Source organism: Streptomyces bohaiensis (assembly GCF_012033785.1).
GTDB lineage: Bacteria > Actinomycetota > Actinomycetes > Streptomycetales > Streptomycetaceae > Streptomyces > Streptomyces bohaiensis.
Genome location: NZ_JAAVJC010000020.1, coordinates 1 through 24,755 on the forward strand (window position 1 = coordinate 1; position 24,755 = coordinate 24,755).

General features: G+C 74.3%; 15 protein-coding genes. 5 read left to right on the forward strand and 10 right to left on the reverse strand.

What is annotated here, in order from left to right; genetic code table 11:
* Positions 1-605: CGNR zinc finger domain-containing protein (locus tag HCN52_RS26090; RefSeq protein ID WP_312876540.1), on the reverse strand; the 605-nt coding region annotated here is incomplete at its 3' end.
* Between the two features lie 81 nt (positions 606-686).
* Here HCN52_RS26090 and HCN52_RS04820 point away from each other — a divergent pair.
* The 4 genes from HCN52_RS04820 (at position 687) to HCN52_RS04835 (ending at position 6,198) form a co-directional block, all read left to right on the forward strand.
* Positions 687-1,571, forward strand: a complete 885-nt coding sequence (locus HCN52_RS04820; RefSeq protein ID WP_168087109.1) for an alpha/beta fold hydrolase — start codon at positions 687-689, stop codon at positions 1,569-1,571.
* A gap of 338 nt (positions 1,572-1,909) precedes the next feature.
* A complete protein-coding gene (locus HCN52_RS04825; protein WP_168087110.1) occupies positions 1,910-3,220 on the forward strand; it encodes a TRADD-N-associated membrane domain-containing protein in 1,311 nt (436 codons plus the stop codon).
* Between the two features lie 940 nt (positions 3,221-4,160).
* The gene (locus HCN52_RS04830) at positions 4,161-5,696 is read left to right on the forward strand and encodes a DEAD/DEAH box helicase (protein ID WP_168087111.1); all 1,536 of its coding nucleotides are present in this window, start codon (positions 4,161-4,163) and stop codon (positions 5,694-5,696) included.
* 187 nt (positions 5,697-5,883) lie between these two features.
* Positions 5,884-6,198 carry an SCO5918 family protein gene (locus tag HCN52_RS04835; RefSeq protein WP_168087112.1) on the forward strand — a complete coding sequence of 105 codons (315 nt, stop codon included), beginning with the start codon at positions 5,884-5,886 and terminating at the stop codon, positions 6,196-6,198.
* Positions 6,199-6,313: 115 nt separating this feature from the next.
* Here the strand turns inward: HCN52_RS04835 and HCN52_RS04840 are convergent, their stop codons facing one another.
* The 3 genes from HCN52_RS04840 to HCN52_RS04850 form a co-directional block, all read right to left on the reverse strand.
* Positions 6,314-6,934 carry a TetR/AcrR family transcriptional regulator gene (locus HCN52_RS04840; protein ID WP_168087113.1) on the reverse strand — a complete coding sequence of 207 codons (621 nt, stop codon included), beginning with the start codon at positions 6,932-6,934 and terminating at the stop codon, positions 6,314-6,316.
* A gap of 99 nt (positions 6,935-7,033) precedes the next feature.
* Positions 7,034-8,476: an MFS transporter gene (locus tag HCN52_RS04845; RefSeq protein WP_168087114.1), complete on the reverse strand. Its 1,443-nt coding sequence runs from the start codon at positions 8,474-8,476 to the stop codon at positions 7,034-7,036.
* Positions 8,477-8,522: 46 nt separating this feature from the next.
* The gene (locus HCN52_RS04850) at positions 8,523-8,939 is read right to left on the reverse strand and encodes a DUF3291 domain-containing protein (protein ID WP_168087115.1); all 417 of its coding nucleotides are present in this window, start codon (positions 8,937-8,939) and stop codon (positions 8,523-8,525) included.
* A 150-nt stretch (positions 8,940-9,089) separates the two neighbouring features.
* On the opposite strand from HCN52_RS04850, the gene HCN52_RS04855 reads away from it, so the two are divergent.
* The gene (locus tag HCN52_RS04855) at positions 9,090-9,818 is read left to right on the forward strand and encodes a MerR family transcriptional regulator (RefSeq protein WP_168087116.1); all 729 of its coding nucleotides are present in this window, start codon (positions 9,090-9,092) and stop codon (positions 9,816-9,818) included.
* 15 nt (positions 9,819-9,833) lie between these two features.
* Here HCN52_RS04855 and HCN52_RS04860 read toward each other — a convergent pair whose 3' ends face one another.
* From HCN52_RS04860 to HCN52_RS04885, 6 genes are all read right to left on the reverse strand, one after another.
* Entirely contained in the window at positions 9,834-11,147 is a 1,314-nt protein-coding gene (locus HCN52_RS04860; RefSeq protein WP_168087117.1) for an NAD(P)/FAD-dependent oxidoreductase, read from the reverse strand.
* A 72-nt stretch (positions 11,148-11,219) separates the two neighbouring features.
* Positions 11,220-12,080 carry a 4'-phosphopantetheinyl transferase superfamily protein gene (locus HCN52_RS04865; protein WP_168087118.1) on the reverse strand — a complete coding sequence of 287 codons (861 nt, stop codon included), beginning with the start codon at positions 12,078-12,080 and terminating at the stop codon, positions 11,220-11,222.
* On the reverse strand, positions 12,077-13,858 hold the full coding sequence (locus tag HCN52_RS04870) for an acyl-CoA dehydrogenase family protein (protein WP_312876541.1): 1,782 nt from the start codon (positions 13,856-13,858) through the stop codon (positions 12,077-12,079). The genes HCN52_RS04865 and HCN52_RS04870 overlap by 4 nt, the downstream gene beginning before the upstream one ends.
* Positions 13,840-15,612 (reverse strand): acyl-CoA dehydrogenase family protein, encoded by a 1,773-nt coding sequence (locus HCN52_RS04875; protein WP_168087119.1) that lies wholly within the window; start codon positions 15,610-15,612, stop codon positions 13,840-13,842. Before HCN52_RS04875 ends, HCN52_RS04870 begins: the two co-directional genes overlap by 19 nt.
* Positions 15,609-17,240 (reverse strand): PfaD family polyunsaturated fatty acid/polyketide biosynthesis protein, encoded by a 1,632-nt coding sequence (locus HCN52_RS04880; RefSeq protein WP_168087120.1) that lies wholly within the window; start codon positions 17,238-17,240, stop codon positions 15,609-15,611. The genes HCN52_RS04875 and HCN52_RS04880 overlap by 4 nt, the downstream gene beginning before the upstream one ends.
* A 41-nt stretch (positions 17,241-17,281) precedes the next feature.
* The gene (locus tag HCN52_RS04885) at positions 17,282-24,676 is read right to left on the reverse strand and encodes a beta-ketoacyl synthase N-terminal-like domain-containing protein (protein ID WP_168087121.1); all 7,395 of its coding nucleotides are present in this window, start codon (positions 24,674-24,676) and stop codon (positions 17,282-17,284) included.
* Positions 24,677-24,755: the final 79 nt, after the last annotated feature.

The following is a 24,755-nucleotide window of genomic DNA, read 5'->3' on the forward strand; positions in this document are numbered from 1 at the left end:
CCGGTGGTCGACGGCCGACCGACCGACACGCTGCGGGAACCCGGCGCCGCGGAACGGCTGCGCCCGTTCGGCGGACGGGGCACGGCGCAGGAGAATGAACAGGCGCGCCGTTTGCGGGCGTGGGTGCGTGCCTTCATGCGGTTGCCGCAGGCTGCCATGGAGCACCAGCGCGCGGTGCCGGGCCGGCTGCGGTCCACCAGGAACAGGTTGCACTCCCCGTTGGCGCAGGGGCGCAGTCGCCCCGGCAGCTCGGTGACCACCCGCGACCAGGCGAGGACGACGCGCACCGCCAGCTCCTCGTCGGGTGCCGCCTCCAACTGCCAGGAGACCCCGGCCGGGGAGACGGTCGGCCGCAGTCGTACCCGGTCCAGGACGTCGGCGAGGACCCCGGTCCCGGGGGAGCCGCCCCGGATCAGCGGGTGCAGCGCGTCCCGCACCCGGCGCACCTGTTCATTCTCCTGCGCCGTGCCCCGTCCGCCGAACGGGCGCAGCCGTTCCGCGGCGCCGGGTTCCCGCAGCGTGTCGGTCGGTCGGCCGTCGACCACCGGTGCGCTGTTGAGCACCGCGATGAGCAGGTCCTCGTCCTCGATGGCGGCGCCGGCCACGGATCACTCTCCTTGACGTGCCGATACGAGCTGTGCATGATCAGCATAGCCTAACCGTTTAAGTCGAGATAAGGGGTTACCGTGACTGCTGTCCACCACCGCACCGCCGAGGTCGACGGACTGACCGTCTTCTACCGCGAGGCCGGACCCGCCGACGCCCCCGTGCTGCTGCTCCTGCACGGCTACCCGACCAGCTCGCACATGTTCCGGCACCTGATCCCGGCCCTCGCGGGCCCCTACCGGGTCATCGCCCCCGACCACATCGGCTTCGGCCGCTCCTCCACCCCCAGCGCCGACGACTTCCCCTACACCTTCGACGCCCTCGCCGAGGTCACCCGCGGCTTTCTCGCCGCCCTCGGTGTCGACCGCTACGCGATCTACGTCCAGGACTACGGCGCCCCCATCGGCTGGCGGCTGGCGCTCGCCGACCCCCGGGCGGTGACGGGCGTCGTCTCGCAGAACGGCAACGCCTACGAAGACGGCTTCGTACCGGAGTTCTGGGAGCCGGTCTGGGCCTACGGCGCGGACCCCGGCCCGGCGAACGAGGCGCGGCTGCGCCCCGCGCTGGAGCGCGAGGCCGTGCGGTGGCAGTACACCCACGGCGTCCCCGACCCCTCGCTGATCGCCCCGGACACCTGGGAGCACGACCTCGCGCTCCTCGCGCGCCCCGGGGTCGACCGTGCCCAGCTCGCGCTCTTCGCCGACTACGCGAGCAACGTCGCGCTCTACCCGGCCGTCCACGCCTGGCTGCGCGCAAGCGGCGTGCCGGTGCTGGCCGTCTGGGGCCGCAACGACGAGATCTTCGGGCCGGCCGGGGCGGAGGCGTTCCGCCGCGACGCCCCGGACGCCGAGATCCTGCTGGTCGACGGCGGGCACTTCCTCCTGGAGAGCCACCTCGGCACCGTCGCGGAGGCGATCACCCGGTTCCGGCCCCGGGTCGTCGCCCACCGCGCGAGGCAGCAGTGACGAGGGACGCGTGACGCGTCGGCGGGCGGCCCCGGGCGCTCGCTTCGTGCCGCGTCGGGTCCGCCGGGCCGGGGCCCGCGGCGCCGGGGCCTGGGCGTGCGGGGGTCCGCGCCGCCGGGGTCGGCCGGGCCGGATCCCGGGTGCGCCATCGGGACGGGTTCGGGAAATCCCTTACCGTCCGGGGCGGACGGCGGCATGCTGTGACCATGTCGCCCCTGTCCGACGCAGGACCGCCGGGCCCGGACCCGCCCGGCGCGCCGTTACCGTCGCCACCCCTCCCGCACGTCGAACTGCCGGCCCGCGGCCTCGCTGCCCTCGGCGCTGCGACCGTCGCGGCCGTGCTGACGTTCGGAGCGGCCTCGCTGCTGCGGCCCGACCTCGACATCGTCGGTCGGTCGGTGCTCGCGGCGGCCGCCTACGTGGTGGTGCTCCTCGCCGTCGGCGGAGTGTTCCTCGCGGCCGGGATCACGGCACGGCGCAACGCGATCGAGGCGACCCGGCGGAACCTGCTCGCCGCGGAAGCCCGGCTGGAGAGCGACATGCGCTCGGCCGGATACACGGAACACACCGCGCACCGCGAACGGCAACCGTCGCCCCTCCTCCGGCGGCCCCCGCCTGCCCGGCCGGGCGCTGCGCCCGGCGGGCGCCGTGTGACGACCGGGAACGGTGCGGCGAGCGGGAACGACGGCGGGGCGGGGGTGGTGCTGCCCGGTGGTCACCGCGACCGCGATCGGGTTCCTGTCGCGGAGCCGCCGGACGACGCCGTGCCGCCGGACGACGCCGTGCCACCGGACGCCGCCACACCGCATGACGCCGCACGGCCACCGGACGACCAACCCCCGGTCAGTGAGCCGCCGGACGACGAGCCACCGGGCGAGGCCGACCTCGGCGACGCCCCCCGGGCAGGGGCGGGCGTCGACACCCACCACGTCCTCCCTCCGCTGTGGGGCACGGTGCCCAACGCCTCCCGCGCCACCGCGCCGGAGCCCGCCGACCCACCGGACCGGCGGCCTCCGCCCCCGGTCACCCCGGGTCCCGCAGCCGCCGACCGAGCACACCCGTGGGGGGTCACCGGGCCGTGGTCGGCCCCGAGTGGCGGAGGCTGGGGCGGGAGCGACGCCGCCGGAGCCGGCCTCCACCGGCCGCAGCACGGCATCGGCCCGCCGAGCGGCCCCGCCCCGGGCATGAGCGCGCCGCTGGCGCTGGCCGAGCTGTGGTCGGTGACGCACCGGCGGCTGGACCACTACCACGCCATCGCGCTGGACCAGGCGCGGACCGCCTTCCGGAACGCGCAGGCGGCGATGGTGGTGGGGTTCCTGCTGCTGATCGGCGGTGGTGCCGCGGCGGTCCTGGCGCCGACGACGGTCGGCTCGGTGGTGTCCGGGGCGCTGGGCGCGGCCGCGGCGGCGCTCGCCGCCTTCATCAGCCGGACCTTCGTCCGCTCGCAGGAGGCGGCCGCCGCCCACCTGCGGTCCTACTTCGATCAGCCGGTGGAGTTCTCCCGCTACCTGGCGGCGGAGCGGCTGGCGGCCGGCAGCGACCTGACCGAGGAGCAGCGGGGCGCCCTCATGGCCGTCCTGGTGCGGACGATGGCGACCGGCGGGCGGGACGGCGGTGACACGGGCGGGCCCCGGACGGACGGCCGGTGACGCCCGTCACCGTCACCGTCACCGTCACCGGCCCCGGCCGCCGTGCGCGCTGTCGCTGCCCGCGCGCAGGGCCGCGCACGCGCCCCGCGCCGCCGAAAAGAGGCGGCGCCCCCGCCACGCGGCGTGACAGGATTCGGGGGTGAGGTCCTGCGCTGCGTATTCCCGCGGTGCCGGAGTGAAATTCTTCACCGACGACCGCTCGCTACCTCGTGCTACTCTCGGTACCGGCTGTGTGGTTGTTGTCTCCCGGAACTCCGGGCTTCTTCGGCCCAATCCTCCGGCCGGTACCGGAGTTCTTTCCGTCACCGCTGTCCCGGAACGGGACGCCACCGTCGACATCGTCCCCGGTGGCCAGGTGTCCGCGCATCGCGGGTCGTCGGTGCACCTGCCCCGAAGGAGACGTGGCGTGGCATCAGGTACGGTCGAACGGCCCGGAAGAACGAAGGGTTCAGCCGTCGTTGCGTAGCTCCACAGCACCACCGACCGCACCCGTGCAGGGTGCACCGGACCCCGCGGGGGCGGCCCCCGGGTCGTCCGCGCTTCCCGCACCCCGCGTCTCCACCGGGTGGGCGTCACCGCCACGGTCGTCCCCGTCCGGTAGGGTCCGGGTAACAGCGGTTCCGAGCCCGCGCCCCGCGGCGCACCGCTCGGCAGCCGCCCGAGACCTCCGGGGATCGTGCCCCGACCACGGGCGTTCGCCCTAGCGACGCCACCCCGGTGAGGCGCCGAGGCCCCGACCGGCCGCCGCCCCACCACCCATCCCGACGTCGGAACACGCGATGTTCGTCTCGACGTCACCGAATTGTCCTGTGCGTTTCGCGCCGGTGTCATTGCGACCCGGAGCAACACCGCATTCCACCCGGCTCGTGCCTGTGATTCCCCGCGCTGCTCATTTGCTGCGGATATTCCTTGATGCGCGCCGTATCAAGGAAGGTTCTCCATGAACCCCGCACGTACGAATGGCCGCTCTTTCCGCTCCCGCAGGTCCGACGGCGGCTCCTACGGCCCCGGCGGCGGCTCCCGGCGCGGCACCCGCTTCGGCGGGGGCGGCAACGGCCGCTCCGAGGCGCCCGGCCGCTCCGGCGGTGGCGGTGGCGGCCGCAACCGCCGACCTGCCGCCGTGCAGGGCGAGTTCGCCCTGCCGGAGACCATCACCCCGGCGCTGCCGGCGGTCGAGTCGTTCGCCGACCTCGACATGCCGAAGCCGCTGCTGACCACGCTGACCACGCAGGGCGTCACCGCGCCCTTCCCGATCCAGGGCGCCACGCTGCCCAACACCCTCGCCGGCCGCGACGTCCTCGGCCGGGGGCGCACCGGCTCCGGCAAGACCCTCGCCTTCGGCCTCGCCATGCTGGCCCGCACCGCCGGCCGGCGCGCGGAGCCCCGCCAGCCGCTGGCGATGGTCCTGGTGCCGACGCGGGAGCTGGCCCAGCAGGTCACCGACGCCCTGACCCCCTACGCCCGCGCGGTGAAGCTGCGCCTGGCGACCGTCGTCGGCGGCATGTCGATCGGGCGGCAGGCGGGTGCGCTGCGCGGCGGCGTCGAGGTCGTCGTCGCCACCCCGGGCCGGTTGAAGGACCTCATCGACCGCGGCGACTGCCGGCTCGACCAGGTCGCGATCACCGTGCTGGACGAGGCCGACCAGATGGCCGACATGGGCTTCATGCCGCAGGTCACCGCCCTTCTCGACCAGGTGCGCCCCGACGGGCAGCGGATGCTGTTCTCCGCCACCCTCGACCGCAACGTCGACCGCCTGGTGCGCCGTTACCTCAGCGACCCCGTCGTCCACTCCGTCGACCCCTCCGCGGGCGCGGTGACGACGATGGAGCATCACATCCTGTACGTCCACGGCACCGACAAGCACCGCACCACGACCGAGATCGCGGCGCGCGACGGCCGGGTGATCATGTTCCTGGACACCAAGCACGCCGTGGACCGCCTGACCCGCGACCTGCTCGCCAGCGGCGTGCGGGCGGCCGCGCTCCACGGCGGCAAGTCGCAGCCGCAGCGCACCCGGACGCTGGCGCAGTTCAAGACCGGGCACGTCACCGTGCTGGTGGCGACCAACGTCGCCGCCCGCGGCATCCACGTCGACGACCTCGACCTGGTCGTCAACGTGGACCCGCCGACCGACCACAAGGACTACCTGCACCGCGGTGGCCGCACCGCCCGTGCCGGTGAGTCCGGCCGTGTCGTCACCCTGGTCACCCCGAACCAGCGCCGCGACATGACCCGCCTGATGACGACCGCGGGGATCGTGCCGCAGACCACGCAGGTCCGCTCCGGCGAGCAGGAGCTGACCCGGATCACCGGGGCCCAGGCGCCCAGCGGCGTCCCGGTGACGATCGCCGCGCCGCCCGCCGCCGAGCAGCCGCGCAAGCGCAGCAGCAGCTCGCGGGGGCGCCGCAGCCCCGCTTCCGGTGCCCGCCGCCGCGCGGGTGTCGGCCGGCAGTCCTCCTCCGGCAGGGCTGCCTGATCCACCCGGACGCGGGGGGGCACGACGTCCCCTCCGCCGAGGTCGAGCACGCGACACGCGGCAGTCGAGTCGGTGCTCTGTCCGCGGCCGTGGACCACGGCGGCGCCGGGTGCCCTCCGGTACCCGGCGCCGCCCGCCCCGGCCGCGGTGGAACCGTCCCCCTCCGCTTCTTCACCTGTGAGGCACCATGCGCTGCGTCATCGCCCGTTTTCCGTTCGAGCTCACCGAGAACAGCGTTCTCGCCTCGATGAAGGGCGTCGAGCCCGAAGAGGTCACCGGAGCCTTCGTGACCATCGACGGCCGGAACTACCCGGCCAAGCAGGTCGGGCAGATCCTCACCGGCCAGGACCGCCGCGACTTCAGCGCGGGTGAGGTCACCCGGGCCATGACCCGGCTCGGCTTCACCTGCACCGCCGCCCCCGCGGCGCCGGCTGCCGCCGCGGCGCCGCGCAGCCCCCTGGAGGAGGCCACCGCCCTCTTCGGCCCGCCCTCCGCTCCCTGACGCCGCCGCGCCGCCACGCCCCGGCGGACCCGTCCCGCTCCGGGGGCGCCGGCCTGCGGGCCGTGCGCCGGTGCGGGCGGCGGCATCACCGCGGTGCGCGGCGGCGAGCGCCCTGCTACCTCGGTGAACCGGCGAAGGGGAAGGGCAGGGCGGCACTCAGCCGCAGCGGCTCCGGGGGCCGCTCGTCCCCGCTCGGTGCCGCGCCGTCCCCCGGTAGGTTGGCCAGCAGCACGTCCCACCCCTGGTGCCCGTCGGAGATGCCCAGCGCCACCATGACGTTGATCAGCATGCCGCAGGACATGAACTGGTTGATGTCTTCGGGCGGCAGGCTCGTCAGCTGCGCCACCAGGAGCCAGAGGTCGTCCCACCACCGGGTCACCTCGTCCCGTAACTCCTCGTCGGAGCTGGACGCGACGTACAGCTGGAGCTGCATGAGCAGCAGTTCACGGTCGCCTGCCAGTTCGCCGTAGGCGCGCCGCATCGCGTTGAGGGCCTCCTCGCCCGTCAGGCCCTCGGCCGCGGCGTTGAAGGCGAGCGAGGTCCGCTCGAAGCAGGAGCGCCCCGCCGCGAGAAAGATGTCGCGCTTGGTGGGGTACAGGCGGAACAGGTAGGGCTGCGACACCCCTATCGCACGGGCTATCGAGTCCGTCGACGTGCCGTGGAAGCCGTAGCGGGAGAAACTTCTCAGCGCCGCGCGCACCACCTCGGTGCGGCGCTCTTCTGCGGACTTTCTCATACAGCTCAACTCTCCGAGGTCTGCGGAGTGGGTGACTCACCGGTGGCCGCTGCCCCGCGCACGGATACCCCCTGTGCGCGGGGCAGCGGGCTGGACGCATCAGACGCGCACGGGCTTCTGTGCCGGGACGCTCTCCTTGCTGCCGTCAGCGGACGGCTTGGGAATGGCCAGGGCGGTCAGGCCGCCGGCGATCACGACGGCCACCCCCGCCCACAGGGCGGGGCGCAGGCCGTCGACGAACTCCTGCGGGCTCCGGTCGCTGCCGTGGGCGACGAACACGCTGCCGAGCACGGCGATGCCCAGCGCGCCACCGATCTCGCGCACCGTGATGTTGGCGCCGGACGCCTTGCCCGCGTGCTCCTTGGCCACGGAGCCCAGCACGACCGCTGCCGTCGGGGCGAAGACCAGTCCCATGCCGGCACCGGCGATGACCATCGGGGCCGCCAACTGCCCGTACGGGGTGTCCGTGCTCGCGACCAGGTTGATCCAGGCCAAGCCGACACCCTGGAGCAGCAGCCCCGCGGCCATCAGCCGCCCGCCGCCCACCTTGTCGGTGAGCGCACCGGCCACCGGGGCGACGAACATCGGCACCAGGGTCCAGGTGAGGGTGAGGAGCCCGGCGTGCAGCGGGGTGCGCTCGGGGGCCACCTGGAGGTACTGGGCGAGGAGGAAGATGGAGCCGAAGACGCCGAAGTACATGGCGGCGGAGACGACGTTGCTCAGGGCGAAGGCCCGGGAGCGGTAGAACGACAGCGGCAGGAGCGGCTGCGGGGTGCGGCGCTGCCACTGGACGAAGGCGATCAGCAGGGCCACGCCGGCGGCGAAGGACGCCAGCACGCCGCCCGAGGTCCATCCGTCGGTCTCGCCGTTGACGATGCCCCAGACGAGGGCGAAGACGCCACCGGAGGCGAGCAGCATGCCGACGATGTCGAGGGAGCCGCCGGGCAGCCGGCTCTCCTTCAGGGCCCACAACGCGAGCGGTACGGCGACCAGTCCCACCGGGACGTTGATCCAGAAGATCCACTCCCAGGCGATGCCGTCCACCACCGCGCCTCCGACGACGGGCCCCAGGGCGATGGCGCAGCCGCTGACGGCTGACCAGAGGCCGAGCGCGAGGCCGCGCAGCCGGTCGGGCACGGCCTGGGAGAGCAGGGTCAGCGACAGCGGCATGACGGCGGCCGCCCCGAATCCCTGGGCCACGCGGCCCGCGATCAGCTCGCCGGCGGTGCTCGCCATGCCGCAGCCGACCGAGGCGACGGTGAAGACCACGATCCCCAGGACGAACACCCGGCGCCTGCCGAACCTGTCCCCCAGCGCCGCCCCGGTCAGGAGGAGGCAGGCGAAGCTCAGCACGTACGCGTTGACGAACCACTGAAGGTCCTGCGTGCTCGCCTGTAACTCCACCGCGAGGGTGCGCAGCGCCGTCGACACCACGAGGTTGTCGAGGGCGACCATGAACATGGGCACGCTGCAGGCCACGATGGCCACCCAGACGGGGACGGTACGGCCTCCGTCGGTGGGCGGGTTGCTCGTCGGCGTCATCTTCTCGTTCTCCTCGGTCCGGTTCCGTTCACGGCGGTGCGGGCGCTCATGCGCTGTCTCCCGCAGGTCGCTCGCCGCGGTGTTCGGCCAGTCGGCGGTGCGCCTCGTCCCAGCGGACGGGGAGTTCGTCGGTGCGGGACTCCCAGGTGATGAAGGTGGACTCCTTCATCACCGGCCGGAGCCCGGTCATGAGGCCCTTGTGCGGCTCGGTGCCGGCGTAGGTGTACAGCGCCTCGTTGTCCTTCCACGCGGACAGGGTCCAGAAGGTCCGCTTCAGCGGCTGGGCGATCAGCGAGGCGCCGTACGCCCCCGGGGCCTTGCGCACCTGGCGCCATGCCGCCAGGGACTTCACGAAGAAGCGGGGCACGTCCTTCCACCGGCGGACTTCCAGACGCGAGGCGATGATCAGCGTCGCGGCCCCCGGCGGCGCCGGGTCCGGAGTGATCCAGGGGAGCGTGGGCATGGCGGGGCCTTCCATTGAGGTCGGCTCGACGGGTGGGGGGATGCCGTGCGAGCAGGCAAAAAGGTGTCCGGTATCTTGGGAACCACCACTATCCATGATAGACAGTGGAACTCTCCACACGCCAGTCCCGCCGGGACGAAGGGTCGGGAAATGCGTATTTCCGAGCTGAGCCGCCGCAGTGGTGTGCCCATTGCGACGATCAAGTACTACATTCGGGAGAAATTGCTTCCGGCGGGCAACCCCACGGCCCACAACCAGGCCGACTACGACGAGCGGCACCTGCGCAGACTCCGGCTGATCAGGGCCCTGGTCTCCGTGCGTGGCCTGTCGGTCAGCGCCGCCTCGGACATCCTGGCCGCGCTGTCGGAGAACGAGGAGAACACCCACCTGGCCCTGGGCCTGGTGCTGGGCGCCATGCAGGCGGAGGAGCGGAAGAAGCCGCCGCAGGAGGGGGAGGAGGTGGCGGCCGGGCCGATGGCGGAGGCCGAGAGGCTCATCGACGCCACCGGCTGGCAGCTGCATCCCCTCTCGACCGGGCGGACACAGCTCGCGCGCTCGCTGCAGAGCATGGCCCAGGTCGGGCTGCACCTGGACTGGCAGACGCTGCTGCCCTACGCGCGCCTGGCCGAGCAGACCGCCGTCCTCGACCTCGACCAGCTCAGCGCGGGGGGCGACGACCGGCTGTCCCTGGCCGAGCGGGCGGTCCAGGTGACGGTGCTGCTGGAACCCGTCCTGATGATCCTGCGCAGAATGGCCCAGGAGAGCGAGTCCTTCTCCCGGTACGGATCGCCCCCGGGCGAGGAGCCCCCCGCGGGTGCGCGGCCGGCAGCGGGCGAGGAGCCGGCAGCGGCGCCGGGGGAGACCCCCGGCGCCGCGTAGCCCCCGCCCGGACCGTCAGCGGCCGGGCAGCTCCCGCAGCAGCTGCTCCGCGGCCTCCCGGCCGGAGGAGAACGCCGCCTCGTGCGAGCCGATCTGGTCCCAGTGCAGCTGCTTGGAGTGGAAGTACGACCCGCAGAGCTTGACCCGGCCGCCCTCGTTCACCCGGTGGATGTCCTTCTGGAGATCCCGCAGCTTCATGTCGATCACCGGGTGGGCGTAGGACAGTTCACGGATGATCAGGTCCTCCCGCAGCCGGCCCGCGTAGTCGAGGGTGACGAGGTAGTCCTTCTCGGCCTCCAGGCGGTGCAGCCGGTTCATGTAGTACGCGACGTAGGGACGGACCCGGCCGTCCACGGTGATCTTCCCGTAGTTCCAGTTGTCCCAGCTCTCCCTCCCGCCCGGCATCACCGAGGTGTCGGTGTGCAGCACCGCGAGCGAGGTGTTGTAGCGGATGTCGGCGAGGGTCCGCCGCTGCACCGCGGTGGGGTTGACCAGCAGGTCGCGGGCCTCGTCGCCGTGCGCGGCGCAGACGACGTGGTCGAAGCGCTCGCCCCCGGCGGCGGTGTGCACGGTGACGCCGTCCTCGTCCTCGCGGATCGCGGTGACCGCCTCCCCCAGCCGCAGCTTGGGGTCGATGGCGGCCAGGGCCCGGCGCACGTACGTGACGGACCCGCCGCGCACCGTGCGCCACTGGACGCCGTTGCCGCCCAGACCGCCTTCGTCATGCGCCATGAAGAACGCGATGACGGTGGTGGCGGGCATCTCCCAGATCAGTTCGGCCGGAACCGACCAGACGGCGGTGCACAGCAGCACGACGTAGCCGTAGCGGAACTCCTGGCTGTACCCGCCGCGGTCCAGGTACTCCCCGAGCGGCAGGTCGGTCCGCTTGCGCAGGAAGTCCTTGCGGCCCTCCGCGTGGAAGCGCCGGGCCTCGCGGTGCACGGCGAGGAAGCCGTCGTCGTACCGGCCGCGCAGCTCGTCCTCCGCCATCGCCAGTTCCGCGGTGCCGAACCGCAGCCCGCTGTCCCGGTCGAAGAACTGGAAACCGCCGCGGTGCTCCTGCACCGGGACGTCGAGTTCGTCGAAGAACCCGGACAGCTGCGGGTAGCTGGGCCGGTTGAAGACGACGAAGGCGGTGTCGATGCCGTGTGTCCTGCCCGCCTCCTCCACCTCGATGGTGTGCGCGTGCCCGCCGGCCCGCCGGTCCTTGTCGTAGAGCGTGATGTCGGCGTGGTCGCGCAGCCGGTAGGCCGCGGACAGCCCGGCGACCCCCGCACCGACCACGGCGATCGAGGGACGGCTCGGGGCGCTGGCGGAATGTTCGGGCATGACGTTCCTTAGGTCGGGTCCCGGCGGTCGCCGGGGCGGTGAGTCAGCGGGAGGTGCGCACGGCCGCGCGGATCAGCCGGAGATGCGGGTCAGCCGCAGCGGGCCTGGGGCGGCGCCGTCGGTGGCGACGGCGAGGACGTGCTCGGGCCCGGGGTGCAGCAGGCTCAGGTGCCACTGGGGCCGGAGGGTTCCGGGCGGGTCGTACACGCGCACCGGCGGTTCGTGCGGCGCGCTGAGGACGAAGCTGTCCGGGGCTCGCAGCAGACCGGTGCCCAGCGCCTTCAGATACGCCTCCTTGAGCACCCAGTACGCCATCACCTGCGTGGCCCGGGGGCCCGGTCGGAGAGCGGCCAGCGCGGCACGCTCGGCCGGCGCGAAGCGCGCCTGCAGCGCCTGGAGCGTCTCGGACGGGGCCGCGGCCCGCTCGATGTCCACCCCGCACGCCCGGCCCCGGCTGACGACGCACGCGAGCATCCCCCGGGTGTGGGAGAGGTTGAAGCGCAGCCCTCCGGGCGGCCGGACGGGCTCGGGCCGCCCGTACCGTCCGGTGGTGAAGCTCCAGTCGGCGGGCGGTACCGGGGCGGCCTCGCTGAGCGCGAACCGGGACAGCAGCCGGGCGCCGAAGTACCGGCGCCGGGCACCGGAGGTGCGCAGCCGGGCCATGCGTGCCCGTTCCGCTGCGCTGAGCACCCCGACACCGCCGAGCCGTTCGGCGAACGCCGGCACCGCGGCCTCCGGGAGCAGCCACAGCCGGATGCCGTCGGCGGCGAGTTCCCGGTCCTCGGGCGGGTCGTCGACCTGCCAGGGCCTGCCGGGCGGGCCGTCCTCGTCGGGGGAGAGCGGCACGCCCGGCACGGCCGGGAGCCAGCGGAGCACGCCGCTGTGCTCCCGTGCGGCGCGGCCCAGACCCTGCCAGCTGTGGAGGGTGCTCATGTGCGGGCCGCCGGCAGCTCGCCCCGGGGCGCCAGCGCCACCGGCCAGTGGGAGAACAGCCGGTCGGTAGCGTGCAGGTCCCGCAGGACCCGCATCACCTCGTCGACCACGGCGCTGTCGGTGACCGCCTCGTGCGGATGCCACCAGCGGCGCAGCCGTTCCAGCTGGAGCAGCAGGAGTGCGGCGCTGGGCAGCGGCTCGACCTGGGCACCGGAGGACTGGGTGAAGGTGTGCAGGCAGGCGGCCGCGGCGTGCAGCAGGCAGTACTCCTTGGCCAGGTCGAACAGCTCGGCGGAGTGGCTGTGCGCGCGGCCCGCCCGGCGTCGGTTCTCGGCCAGCCGGGCAGCCACGGAGCCGGCCCGGTCCAGCAGGTCCTCGGCCACCTCGGCCGCCCGGCCCAGCCACGCCCGGTCCTCGTGCTTGGCGTCGGCGGCCATCTCCCGCAGCCGGTCGAGTGCCGCCGGCGCCGCCAGCAGGGCGTCGTCCCGGCCGCGGCTGAACAGTTCCTGGCGCCACGGTTCGAAGCGGGGCAGGGGCCGGTCCATGCCGTAGAGGGTGGCGACCCGCTCCCGTGCGGCGGCCCGGTCCGCCGCGGAGTCGTTGCCCAGCAGCGTCTCCAGCTGGGAGGCGAGCGCCTTGAGGTTGACGACGGTGTTGCCGTCGGCGAAGTTGGCGACCGGGAGGTCGCGCAGCATCTTCTGGTGGACGCCGTAGTGCGGGTGGTCCCGGAGGTAGAAGCGGGCCCCGAGGACGACGTTGAGCTGGGAGACGGTCCGCTCCAGCATGGTGGGGACCAGGTACTTGGCCACCGACGACCAGACGCTGGCCTGTTCCGGGACGACCTGGAGACTCCGCACCGCCCCCAGGCACAGCGCGTCGGCGATCATGAGGTCGGCGAAGCACTCGGTGAGCTGCCGGCGGGAGTAGGGGATGTCGGCGACGGCCGTGCCGAAGATCGTGCGCTGCGCGGCGAAGTCCAGGGTCAGCCGCAGCGCGGTGTCGGTGGCCGACAGCGCGATCGCGTTGATCAGCGCCCGGGCGACCTGGGAGCTCTTCAGGGCGATCTCCACGCCCTGCCCCTCGCGGCCCAGCAGGGCGCTGTCGGGGACGAACACCTCGTGCAGGCGGAAGCCGCTCATGTCCAGTGCCCGCAGCCCGTGCAGCCGTTCGCGGGGGAGTTCGTCGACGGCGCCGGCGGGCGCGGTGCGCTTGTCGAGCAGCAGGACGGAGTAGCCGGCGGGGCCGCCGTGGTCGGAGGTGCGGGCCAGCACCACCAGGCCGTCGGCCACGCGGGCGTTGCCGATCAGCCATTTCTCGCCGCTGACGAGCCAGCCGCCCTCGGTGGGCCGGGCCCGGGTCTCGTTGCTGAGGAGGTCGCTGCCGTGCAGGCGCTCCGACAGGCCCCACGCGTAGCGGTGGCCGTGCCGCGTGGCGTCCACCATGCGCTGCCTGACGGCGTCGTCCCCGGCGATCCAGGCGGGCATGAAGCTCAGGTTGCTGATGATGAGGCCGGTCGCGGTGGTGGGGTCGCGGCGGGCGACGAGACGCAGCAGGGTGAAGCCGACCTCCACGTCCCCGGCGCGGCCGCCCTGCTCCTCGGGCAGGGCGTACTCGTGCACCCCCCAGCGGTGCAGCAGGTTGACGAAGGGATACGGGTACTCCTCGCGTTCGTCCAGCTCCAGGATCCGGGCGAACGGCATGCGGGAGTCGGGGTCGTGCGGGTCCCCCAGATGGCGTTCGAGCCGCTGGGCGAGGTCGGTCAGGTCTGCGGTGGGCACGGCTCCCCCTGGTGCGGTCGTGCGGACGGACGGGGCGGGGCGAGGCGGACCGGCACGAGAGAGAACAGCCGGTGGCCGCCGCGCAGGGCGAGTGCGGTGTCGAGCGCGGGACTCAGCGCCCCGGGGCGGCGCCGGGGGTCCGTGCCGTCCGCCCGGGACAGGAGGTAGGCCAGGACGGCGCCGAGCCAGCCGGTGGCGCCGGGCTTCCCCTCGTAGAGGGGGACGTCGCGGTTGTGCCACCACAGCAGCAGGCAGCAGCCGGCCGAGTGCAGCCAGGCGAAACGCTCGGCCAGGTCGGTGAGCGCCTCCGCGTCACGGCCGGCCGCCGCCACCTCCCGGGGCAGGTCCCGCAGCGCGGCGGCGAGTTCGGCGACCACGGCCGTGGTGACGGCGTCCTGGGCCAGGCCGGGTTCGGTGCCCTCGGCCAGCCGGGCGGCCAGCGGCGCGGCCTCGGCGGTGACCGGGTCGCGGCCGCGGGCGTTGAGGTCCAGTCCGGTGATGTCGAAGGGAGGCAGCGGGGCCGCCAGGTCGAACACTGCGGGCGTCGCGGCGTCGGGCGCGGCCGCCGCATCGGCTGCGGCGGCGAGGGCGGGCAGCTGTCCGGTGAAGGAGCGCAGATTGGCCACCGTGCTGGTGTCCACCACCCGGACCAGCGCGGCGTCCCGCGCGGTCTTCTGGAAGATCCCGCCGCCCGGCCCCTCGTCGCGCAGCACGGCCCGGGTGGAGAGGACCCCGGCGCAGCGGGCCATCAGGTCGGACACCGCCTCCGCCACCACGTGCTTGGCCGCGCAGCCCCACACGCTGAACACCTCGGGTGCGCGGTGCAGGCCGCGCGCGGCGGCGAGCGCGGTGGCGTCGGCGGCCAGCAGCGCGGCGGCGGCCAGCGCGAGCTCGCGTCGCGGGTACCCGGCGGCCAGCAGGGGGCCGCGCCCCTGGCGGCGGGCCGCGGCGAAGTCGAGCGTGACCCGGAGCGCGGTGTCGGCGCAGCCCAGGCTGCCGGCGCAGCTCATGACCCGGACGATCTGCTGCGCCTTCACCGCCGCTTCCAGCGCCTCGCCGGGTCTGCCGACCACGGCGTGCGGCGGCACCGGAAAGCGGTCGAACTCCAGGTGGGCGAAGTCGATACCGCGCATGCCGGTGGCGGGGACGCGCCGCCCCCGCCGGAACCGGTCGGCGGTGGCCGGGTCGGTCAGGTCCGCGAGGACCGCGGTGAAAGCGCCCGGTCCGCGCTCCCCGGTGCGGGCCACCACGTAGGCGCTGTCGCAGCTGCCGCCGAGCCCGACCATCCATTTGCGGCCGGTCAGCAGCCAGCCGTCGCCGTCGGGGGACGGTTCGAGCCGGGTGGTGTTGGCCAGCAGATCACTGCCGTGCTCCTCCTCGGAGAGGGCGAAGCCGATGGCCCCGTCGGCGGCGAGCAGTCCGGCCGCCCACCACTGCTGCTGGGGGGACCCGTGCAGCCGCAGGCAGGTCGCGGCGGTGACGGAGAACATCGTGGCCGGCATCACCGCGAGGTCCCGGCGGGCCGCGGCGCGGACCAGGGTGAGGTTGTCGGCGAAGCCGGTGAAGGAACCACCGAGCTCCGGCGGCAGGTAGTTGAGGTGGAAGCCGGTGGCGCGCAGCGCGGCGGCCGACGCGTCCGGGGCGCGGTCGAGGTTGTCGCGCGCCGCCGCGGCGGCGAAGCCGTGGGGGTTGCCGGGGTCGTCGGCGTCGCCGAGGAGTTCCTCCAGGGCCTCGGCGGCGGTGCTGCCGTTCACAGGACGCCCTGCGGGGAGAGGGTGTCCGGGGTCTCCAGGGGCACCGGCCGGTAGTCGGCCGCGGTCGCCGGCACCCGCACACCGGCGGTGGCGAGCTGGGCCAGCCGGGTGTGGAAGGCCGCGCCGGCCATCAGGTGGTGGGCGACCTCGGCGACCCGCCGGTTGCCGGGTGGTTTGAGGTAGCTGGCGTTGACCCAGTCGTTGAAGCTGCCCATCGCCGGGCCGCACCAGATCTGGTAGTCCGTCCGCCGCCCGGGTTCGCCGGTGACCGCCCACCGGGAGGCCATCCCCAGGTACCAGCGGAAGACCAGGGCCATCTGCCGCTTGGGGTTGCCGCGCGCCCGGTCCAGCTGGGCGGGGTCGCGGCGCTCGAAGTAGTCGACGCACTCCTGCCACACCTCGGCCAGCGGGCGGCGGAAGATCTGGCTCTCCAGCCGGTCCCGCTCGGCCGGCGGCAGCGAGTCCAGCCCCTCGTGGCTCTGGTACAGCCGGTGCAGCAGCTTGGCCCGCATCGGGAAGAGCGTGCCCTTCTTGAGGACCTGGAGTTCCACGCCCATCTCGAACATGTCGGCGGCGGGCGCCATCTCGCAGTCGGCGATACCCGTCTCGGCGAGCAGCGCCTTGGCCTCCTTGGAGGTGCCCGACTCCACGCAGGACTGGTTGACGGAGCCGGTGACCACGTACGCCGCCCCCATGGCGAACGCGGCGGCCACCGCGACGGGCGTGCCCAGCCCCCCGGCCGCGCCGACCCGTACCGGCTCCCGGTAGCGGTGCTCGTGCTGCACGGTGTCGCGCAGCCGCAGCACGGTGGGCAGCAGCGCGGTCAGCGGACGGCGGTCCGTGTGGCCGCCGGAGTCCGCCTCGACGGTGATGTCGTCGGCGAGCGGCAGGTGACGGGCCAACTCGGCCTGCTCGGCGGTGATGTGGCCGCTCTCCAGCAGCGAGGCGACCAGGGCGGCGGGGGCGGGCCGCATGAAGATCTCGGCCGTCTCGGTGCGGGAGATCTTGGCGATCAGCCGGTGGGAGGCGTGCGGCCTGCCCTGCTGGTCACGGGTGAGGCCGCTCAGCCGGTAGCGGACGACGTGCGGGGTGAGCGCCAGGAACGCCGAGGCCTCGACGCAGGGCACGCGGTGGCGCAGGAACAGCTCCACGGCCTCCCGCTCCAGCCGCTCCTCGCTGGGGCTGTGGATGAGGTTGACGGCGTAGGGCAGCCCCGGGATCTCGGCGGCGAACCGGCGCAGCGCCGCCTCGATGGTCTCCGGCAGCTGCCCGGCCGCGCCGTAGGACGCCAGGAACCCGGCCCGGGCCGAGGCGATCACCAGGTCGGCGGAGGCGATGCCGCCGGCCATCGCACCGGCGAGGTAGGAGTGGCGCACCCCGTGGGCGGCGCGGAAGGCAGGCGAGCCGAGCCGGTCGGCGGTCAGCGGTCCGACGGCGGCCAGCAGCGGCAGCCCGGAGGCGCCGGCGGAGGCGGCGGCCCGCCCGCCGGCCACCGCGCCGATGCCCTCCGGCGCGCGGACGACGAAGCACGGCTGGTCGAGAGCGGCGAGGGCCTGGTAGATGAGCTCCGGCGTGGTGCCGGGACACGACGGACCCTGCCACTGGAGCGGGGTGGGTGCGGTGGTCATGACGGTGGAGGTCTCCTCGTGGTGCGCGGCGGTCGGGGCGGTCAGTCCTCGGAGCGGACCTCGATGGCGACATCGGTGAGTTCGTAGATGCGCATGCCGTTCTTGGAGAGGTCGGCGTCCGCGACGACGACCACGCGGCCGGCGGTGCGCCGCACCTCCTTGACGTGCACGTCGAAGGTCAGCCGGCCGTCGTCGCGCAGGATCTGGCCGCGGTACTTCCAGCTCATGGCGATGTCGGTGGCCGGGGCGAACCGGGGCCGCGGCACGTCGTTCGCCAGTCCCCGGTCGACGGTGTACAGGCGCAGCGCCTGGAGGATGGCCTCGACGCCGAGGGAGCCCGGCATGACGGGGTCGCGGTGGAAGTGGCAGGAGAAGTACCACTCGTCGGGCCGGACGGCCCGCTCGCCGTGGAGGTAGCCCCGGCCGTACCGCCCGCCGTCGTCGACCAGGTCGACGTGGTCGACGAGGTCGAAGTGCCCGCCGGGCAGCCGGGGACCGCCGGTGCCTGCATCGGTGTCCGCGTCGGCGTCGGCGTCGGTGGACGGGGTGATCCGCCGGACGCGGGAGGCGTCGGGCGCTTCGGACTCCAGCCAGGACGGGACCCGCCGGCCGCCGTCCAGGCCGACCTGGTTGGCCAGGGCGCTCTCGCTGAAGTAGCCGAAGAGGGACTCGCCGCGGTAGAAGACCTCACCGTCAGCGGAGAGTTCGTAGGAGAACTTCTGCAGGACGGCGCCGCTGATGGCGCTGGTCATGAGCAGGGTGGAGTGGTGTCGGACGGTGCGGCCCCGCAGGTCGAGGTCCTTCACCAGGGTGGCGGTGCCGTCCAGGTTGCGGATCGCGTACTCGGTCCCGGGTGTCTCGAGGGTGGCGCCCAGGTAGTAGCCGAGCAGGATCGCGGCCTGGAGCGAGGTCTCCATGTACACGCAGTTCGGCATGTGGGGGTGCGCGTTGTGCGTGTAGTACCAGGCGTCCGGCGGTGAGTCGTACTCGGTGACCATCTCCGGCGTCCCGGAGAAGTCGCCCCGGACGCCGGTGAGGCTCATGATCCGGTCGACGAACTGGAAGTCGCCGTTGGGGATGTAGGGGGCGCGGGAGGCGGCGTAGATGTCGAACTCGGGGCCCATGGCGGTGCCCAGGTCGCCCTTGGCCGCGTGGGCCAGGTGCAGTTCGTTGATCATGGCGGGCTCACCGGCGCGGTTGCGGCGGCCCAGGAAGGCGGGGACGCCGCCCTTCTCCGGCCGGTAGGGCGTGCCGTCCTTCTCCCGTATCTGGATGCCGAAGTTCCGCATCCGGATCACCGGCTTGTCGCCGAGGTGGACCCGCACGTCGGCGACGACCGTCGGCCGGGGCAGCAGCGTCAGCTCCCTGACCTCCACCTCGTAGCGGATCTCCCGGTCCCGCGGGGTGATCTGGCCCCGCACCTGGACGGACGTCCGGAGCCCGACGACCGTCTGGAAGCGGGCGTCGGGGAGGACCAGGTGCATCCCCTGGTGGAGCAGGTAGGTCTGGAGGATCTGCACCGCGCCCTCGGCGACCAGAGAGCCGGCGAGGACCGGGTCGTCGGGGAAGTGGCAGGTGAAGTACCAGGCGTCGGGCTCCAGGCGTTTGACGGCGGTGAGAGCGCCCAGACCGCGCGGGCCGCCGGTGCGGTCGACGGTGATCTCGTCGGCCATGCGCAGCCGGGCGTCGGGCAGCCGCAGCGCCGGGTTGAGGCCGGGGTCCTGGCCGTGGTCCGGGCCGAAGACGTCCCCCGGTCTCCCCTGGGCGAGCAGGTCGAGGTCGGCGGAGGTGAGGTGGTCGCGGGTGGTGCGGGCCAGCGGCTTGAACCACGTCCGGGTCAGCGCCTCCCGTTCCGCCCGGTCACGTGCGGTCTCCACCACCCCCAGGGGGCTCTCCAGCTCTTCCTCGCTGAAGAACCCGGCGCAGGCGTCCTTGAGTTCGAGGATCAGCTCACCGTCGGCGTAGCAGAGGTAGCTGAAGAAGAAGAGGGTGACCTCGCCCTGGTGGACGAAGCGGTCGATGGAGATGTCGTAGCGCAGGGTCTGGCCGGTGGTCGGCAGGTCCCCGTGGAAGACCAGGGTGCTGTCCAGCAGCCGGTAGACGCGTCGGCCCTGGTTGCGGAAGTCGATCCCCAGGTAGCTGATGAGCAGCAGGTCGCACTGGCCGGCCTCGATGGCCACGGCCGGGGGGACGCCGCCGTCGACCGCGTACCAGGCGTCCTCGGGGACGTCGTACTCGGTGGTGATGGTGGAGGGCTTGAACTCGCCGGGCACCGCGTCGATCGCGGTGACCCGGGTGACGAAGTGATACGGGGGAGCGGGCAGTCGGACGCGCTTGCCGTAGCTGTCGACGGGAGCGAACGCGGCACCGAAGACGTCGGCGACGCTGCCGGTCGCGAACGCCAGCAGCTCCTGTTCGTTCCACACCGGCCCGCCGGTGGTGTTTGGTCCGTCGACGGCGTCCGGTGTCCCGGCGGTGTCCCGGCGGCCGCCGGGCGCGGCGTCCGCCGCGCGCGGGGCCTCCTGCGGCGCGGGGACGGTCGGTGCCGCGGACCGGTCGGCGGGGGCGGGCGACGGGGCCGCGGGGAGGGCGTGCGCGGGGGCCGAGGGGGCGGGCGTGGGCGCGCCGAGCGTGTCCAGGACCTGGCCGAGCGCCGCCTGTTGCAGCACCTGCTGGGTCTCCATGACGACCTGGTGGGTGTCCACCATCTGCCGGCGCAGTTCACGCACCAGGTCGGCGGCCGCGTAGCCGGGGGAGGCGGGGGAGACGGGAAGCACTGCGCGGGGGACGGGCGGCGCCGCCGCCGTCGCAGCCGCAACGACCGGTGCGACGGCGGTCCCCGGCGTGGCCGCGTCCGGCGAGGGTTCCGGCGAGGACTCCGGCGCGGCCCAGGGCAGGACCGCGACCGGATCGCCGTCGAAGGTCATCACCTCGGGCTCGCTCAGGGTCGGATCGGTGGGCATCGGGGCGTTCTCCTCTGACAGGGCGGGGACGGACGGGGCCACTGGTGCGAGCGGCGCCGCCGACCGTGCCGCGGCCACGGCCGGGTGGCGCGCCGTGACGGCGGACCGGGCCGCCAGGACGGGGCGGACCGCCTCGGTCACCGCCGCGGCGACGGGGGCGCCGCCACCGACGGCGAACCGCCGCCGGGAGGGGCGCGCGGACGGGCCGGCGGGCGCCAGCAGCGCGGACAGCCGGACCGGGAGACCGTGGGCGACGAGCCGGGCGACGAGTTCGGCCAGCGGACGAACGGTGTCGGCGCCGCGCCGGTCGACGGCCACCGCGAGATGCGGACGGTCGCCGAGGGTCTCCCGGACCCAGCGGGTGCAGGTGGCGCTCGGGCCGACCTCGATGAAGTACCGGTAGCCCCGCTGGTGGGCCGCGTCGACCAGGCGCGGGAAGTCGATCGTCGACCGCAGGGTCCGGGCGATCCGCCGGGCCACCGCGCCGCGTTCCAGGTCGGCGATGGGCCCGTAGTCGTAGGCGCTGAGCAGCTCCAGCCCGCCCGGGTCCCCGGTCCGGTGGTCGTTCAGCTCGGCCAGCCCGTCGACCTCGGCGTCGACCGGCGGACAGTGCATCACCGCGTTGACGGGCGAACGGGCGGCCTGGCAGCCGAGCGCGGCGATGAGCTGCCGGCACTGGTCGGGGTCACCGGCGACGACCGTCTCGGTCGGGGTGTTGACGTGGGTGAGGAAGACCTTGTCGTACCCGGTCAGGGCCGCCCGGACCCGGTCGGCGTCACCGAGCAGGACGTGACAGGCCCAGACCTCGGAGTCGGCGGTCTCCTCGGGGAGGCCCCACGCCTCGCGGACGGTTCTGCGGGGACCGCACAGGCGGTCGCGGAAGAGCGGGGTGGCGCTGATCCGGTCGTCCCGCCGGGCCGAGCGGTGCCATCCGCCGGTGGCGAAGAGCATGCTGCTCTCCCCCAGGCTGTAGCCGAACGCGCCGTGGGCCGGGACGCCCAGGATCTCCCGGACCAGGTCGGTGTGGAGGATGGCGAAGGTGGTGCCGGTGGCCAGCATGAACGGCAGGTCCTCGCTGAGCGCCGCCTCGTGCCGCATCAGCTCCCGGCGGGTCGGTGCGGTGGTCCCGCGCGGGTACAGCTCGGCGGTGCGGAAGGCGCGGTCCGGGTCCGCCGTCTCCCGCTCGAAGGTGTCCCGCAGCGCCGGGAAGGCGCGGAAGAGGTCACGGCCGAGCCCGGGGTAGGTGTTGACGGCACCCGGGTAGACCAGCGCGACCTTCGCGTCCGGGCCGATCGGGGAGGCCGTGAAGTAGCTTCCGGCCGGGGTGCTCCACTCGCCGCCGGCCGCGTGCGCGGCGGGCAGGTCCGCCAGGGCGCGGTCCAGTTGGGCGAGCAGCTGCGAGCCGTTCCGGCCGACCAGGACGCAGCGCAGCGCGGCGTCGGCGGGAAGGTCCGCCGCGGCGCGCCTGGCAGTCTCCCAGGGGTCGACCCCCGTGGTCCCGGTGAGGTCGGCGCGGGCCGCCTCCAGCGCGGTGAGCAACCCGGGCAGGTCCTCGGCCCCCAGGGGGAGCAGCAGCGGGCCGCCGGCCCGCTGCCAGTCGGAGGGGCGGGGAGCGGGGTGCTGTCCGGAGGAGAGCACGAGATGGCCGTGGATGCCCCCCGCGCCGAGGAACGACACCGCGGCCCGGCGGCGGCCCTCGCGGGTGCGGCGGAGCCAGGGGCGGGAGCTGTCGGGAACGTACAGCGCGGACCGGTCGAAGGCGTCGGCGAGGTCGGCGGCGGGCCGGGTCCAGGTGGGGGTGCCGGGGAGGTACCCGTGGTGGGCGCTGAGGACGGCGCGCAGCAGCCCCGCCATGCCGGCGGCCGCCCCGGTGCGGCCGAACTGGGCGCCGGCGCTGCCGAGCGCCACCTCGGCCGCGCCGCGCGGGTAGACCTCGGCCAGCGCGTCGAGTTCGGCACGGTCGGCGGCGTCGTCGCCGTCGGCGTGGGCCTCCAGGTAGCCGATGTCCGCGGGCTCGGCGCTGGCCACCCGCAGGGCGCGGCGGGCGGTCTCGGCCAGCAGGGCGGGATCGGCGCCGGCCGGGACGCCGTCCACCGGGGCGGCGTAGCCGATCTCGACCGCCTCCAGCCGGCCGTAGGCGGTGGGCCGGGGCCGGTCGGGGTCGTCGGCGCGGGTGAGGACGACGGCGCCCGCACCCTCCCCGATCCGCCAACCACGGCTGCCCTCGCCGAAGCTGAGGCCGGGCCCGGAGGCCGGGCCGTCGCCCCGGGCGGTGCGCAGCAGCAGCGACTCGGGGGAGGCCGCCAGGTCCACGGCGCCGACCAGGACCGCCTCGGTGGCCGGTTCGCGGAGCAGCGACCGGGCCACCCGCAGGGCCTCCGCGGTCCCGGCCTCGCCGGCGGAGAGGGTGAAGGAGGGGCCGGTGAAGTTCCACAGCGAGGAGATCCGGCTGGTCATGATGTTGCCGATGTAGCTGAGCACTTCGTTGGCGACGATGGGCCGGTGGACGCCCTCGCGAGCGGCGGCGGCCAGTCCGGCGAGTTCGTCCTCGCTCAGGTCGACTCCGGTGGCCGCGGCGACCTCGCGGAGGAACGAGCCCAGCCCGTAGCGGGCGAGGTGCAGGTGGGCGCTGGGCTCGATCTCCATGGCGATGACGACGCCGATCCGGCGTGCTGCAGGCGCCTGTTCCCCCTCGGCGGGTGCCCGGGAGTAGCCGGCGTCCCGCAGGGCCTCCTCTGCCACCTCGGAGATCAGGGCGTGCTGGAGGTTGTACTCGCCGAGGTCGGAGGGCGGTATCCGCTGGTCGACGGGGTCGACGTCCACGGAGGCGACGAACGCACCGGGCGGAAGGCTGCCGGGGGTGAGTCCGGCGGCGGCGAGCGTGCCGTCGGGGGTGGTCTCCAGCCCCCGCCAGCGGCGTGCGGGAAGCGGGCCGAGGACGTCGGTGCCCTCGAACTGCGCGCGCTCGACGTCCCAGGCGGTCGTCAGGGGGCCGAAGTGGGCGCCGATCCCGGTGATGTCCAGGTGCGGCGCGGGGTCCGGTCCGGTGTGCGGCGCGGGGTTCGGCTCGGTGCCGGGCGCGGTCTCCGGGCTGGGGGCGGCCGCCGCCGGCTGCGGAGTGCCCTGCGGGACGGAGAGCACGACGTGGGCGTTGGTGCCGCCGAAGCCGAAGGCAGAGACCGCCGCATGGCGCGGGCCGGTGCCGTCGCCGTCGCCGACGGGCCAGCTCCGGCCCTCGCGGACGAGAGCGCCCTCGGGCAGCGCGGTCTGCGGCCGGGTGACGCCGATGGTGGGCGGGATGTGGCCGTGGTGCGCGGCGAGGACCACCTTGATGAGGCTGCTGAGTCCGGCGACCGTCAGCAGGTGGCCGATGTTGCCCTTCACCGAGCCGAGCAGCGGCACCCTGCCCCGGTCGCCGAAGAAGGCGGTGACCGTCTCGCTCTCGGTGCGGTCCCCGACGGGGGTGCCGGTGGCGTGGCATTCGAGGTAGTCGACCCGCGACGGGCTCAACCCGGCGTCCTCGTAAGCAAGTTCGTAGGCGCGGTGCTGGCCGGCGGCATGGGGCACCAGCAGGTGGCGGCCGGTGCCGTCGTTGGAGAGGCCGATGCCGTCGATGACGGCGTAGATGCGCTCCCCCGCGGCCAGCGCGTCCGGCAGTCGGCGGACCGCCAGCATCCCCGCGCCCTGCCCGGTGAGGATGCCGCCGGAGGCGGTGTCGAAGGGCTGGCTGAACCCGTCCTCGGGGTAGGCGTGCAGGTCCGAGAAGGAGAGGTGGATGAGGGTCGGGTCGGGCGCCGACACGCCGCCGGCGAGCGCCAGGTCGGCCTCCCCGGACTCCAGGTGGTCGCAGGCGAGTTTCAGCGCGTACAGCGTCGAGGAGCAGGCGGCGTCCAACGCGTACCGGGGACCGCCCAGCCCGAGGGCGGCCGCGGTGACGGCGGCGGGGGCGCCGCTGACGCGGGCGTTGTCGGCGGTGGCCGGCTCGGCGGGCGGCGGGGGAGCGGCGCCGCCGCGGCGGAGACCCGTCACCCCGGCGTCCGTCAGGCCGTGCAGCACGTTCTCGTGCACGAGGGGAAGACTCAGCGCCGCCGAGGACGGGGTGGGGAAGGAGTAGTTGCCCAGGACGAGAGCGGTGCGGGCGAGGATGTCGGGGCGGTCGGCGTGCCCGCTGTCGCGCAGCGCCTCCCGGCCGGTGTGCAGCGTCCAGTGGAAGAGCCGGTCGAGTCGGCTCAGGTGCGCCGGGTCCAGCCGGTAGCCGGACGGGTCGAAGCGGAATCCGCTGACGAACCCGCCCCTGGCGCAGCGGATGCGGTGCGCGGGGTCGGCGGCCGGCTCCGTGAGCGCGGACCCGAAGACCTCCGCCCCGCCCTCGCGGCGGCTGTCCGTGCCGGACCGGAGGTTGTCCCAGAATTCGTTCGGGGTGCGGGCCCCGGGAAACAGGCAGGAGAGCCCGACGATCGCGTACGTGCTCATGACGGCTGTGGTCCTTCCGGACTGGGGGATGGGCCGGCGGCGGAGCGGCTGCGCGCCGCCGCCGGCCGTGGTGTCTGCG

Excerpts from the sequence above, each read along its gene's own strand:
- HCN52_RS04840 (WP_168087113.1), bottom strand. The coding sequence starts at position 6,934 with ATGAGAAAGTCCGCAGAAGAGCGCCGCACCGAGGTGGTGCGCGCGGCG.
- HCN52_RS04835 (WP_168087112.1), top strand. The coding sequence starts at position 5,884 with ATGCGCTGCGTCATCGCCCGTTTTCCGTTCGAGCTCACCGAGAACAGC.
- HCN52_RS04860 (WP_168087117.1), bottom strand. The coding sequence starts at position 11,147 with ATGCCCGAACATTCCGCCAGCGCCCCGAGCCGTCCCTCGATCGCCGTG.
- HCN52_RS04850 (WP_168087115.1), bottom strand. The coding sequence starts at position 8,939 with ATGCCCACGCTCCCCTGGATCACTCCGGACCCGGCGCCGCCGGGGGCC.
- HCN52_RS04880 (WP_168087120.1), bottom strand. The coding sequence starts at position 17,240 with ATGACCACCGCACCCACCCCGCTCCAGTGGCAGGGTCCGTCGTGTCCC.
- HCN52_RS04855 (WP_168087116.1), top strand. The coding sequence starts at position 9,090 with ATGCGTATTTCCGAGCTGAGCCGCCGCAGTGGTGTGCCCATTGCGACG.
- HCN52_RS04885 (WP_168087121.1), bottom strand. The coding sequence starts at position 24,676 with ATGAGCACGTACGCGATCGTCGGGCTCTCCTGCCTGTTTCCCGGGGCC.
- HCN52_RS04830 (WP_168087111.1), top strand. The coding sequence starts at position 4,161 with ATGAACCCCGCACGTACGAATGGCCGCTCTTTCCGCTCCCGCAGGTCC.
- HCN52_RS04845 (WP_168087114.1), bottom strand. The coding sequence starts at position 8,476 with ATGACGCCGACGAGCAACCCGCCCACCGACGGAGGCCGTACCGTCCCC.
- HCN52_RS04865 (WP_168087118.1), bottom strand. The coding sequence starts at position 12,080 with ATGAGCACCCTCCACAGCTGGCAGGGTCTGGGCCGCGCCGCACGGGAG.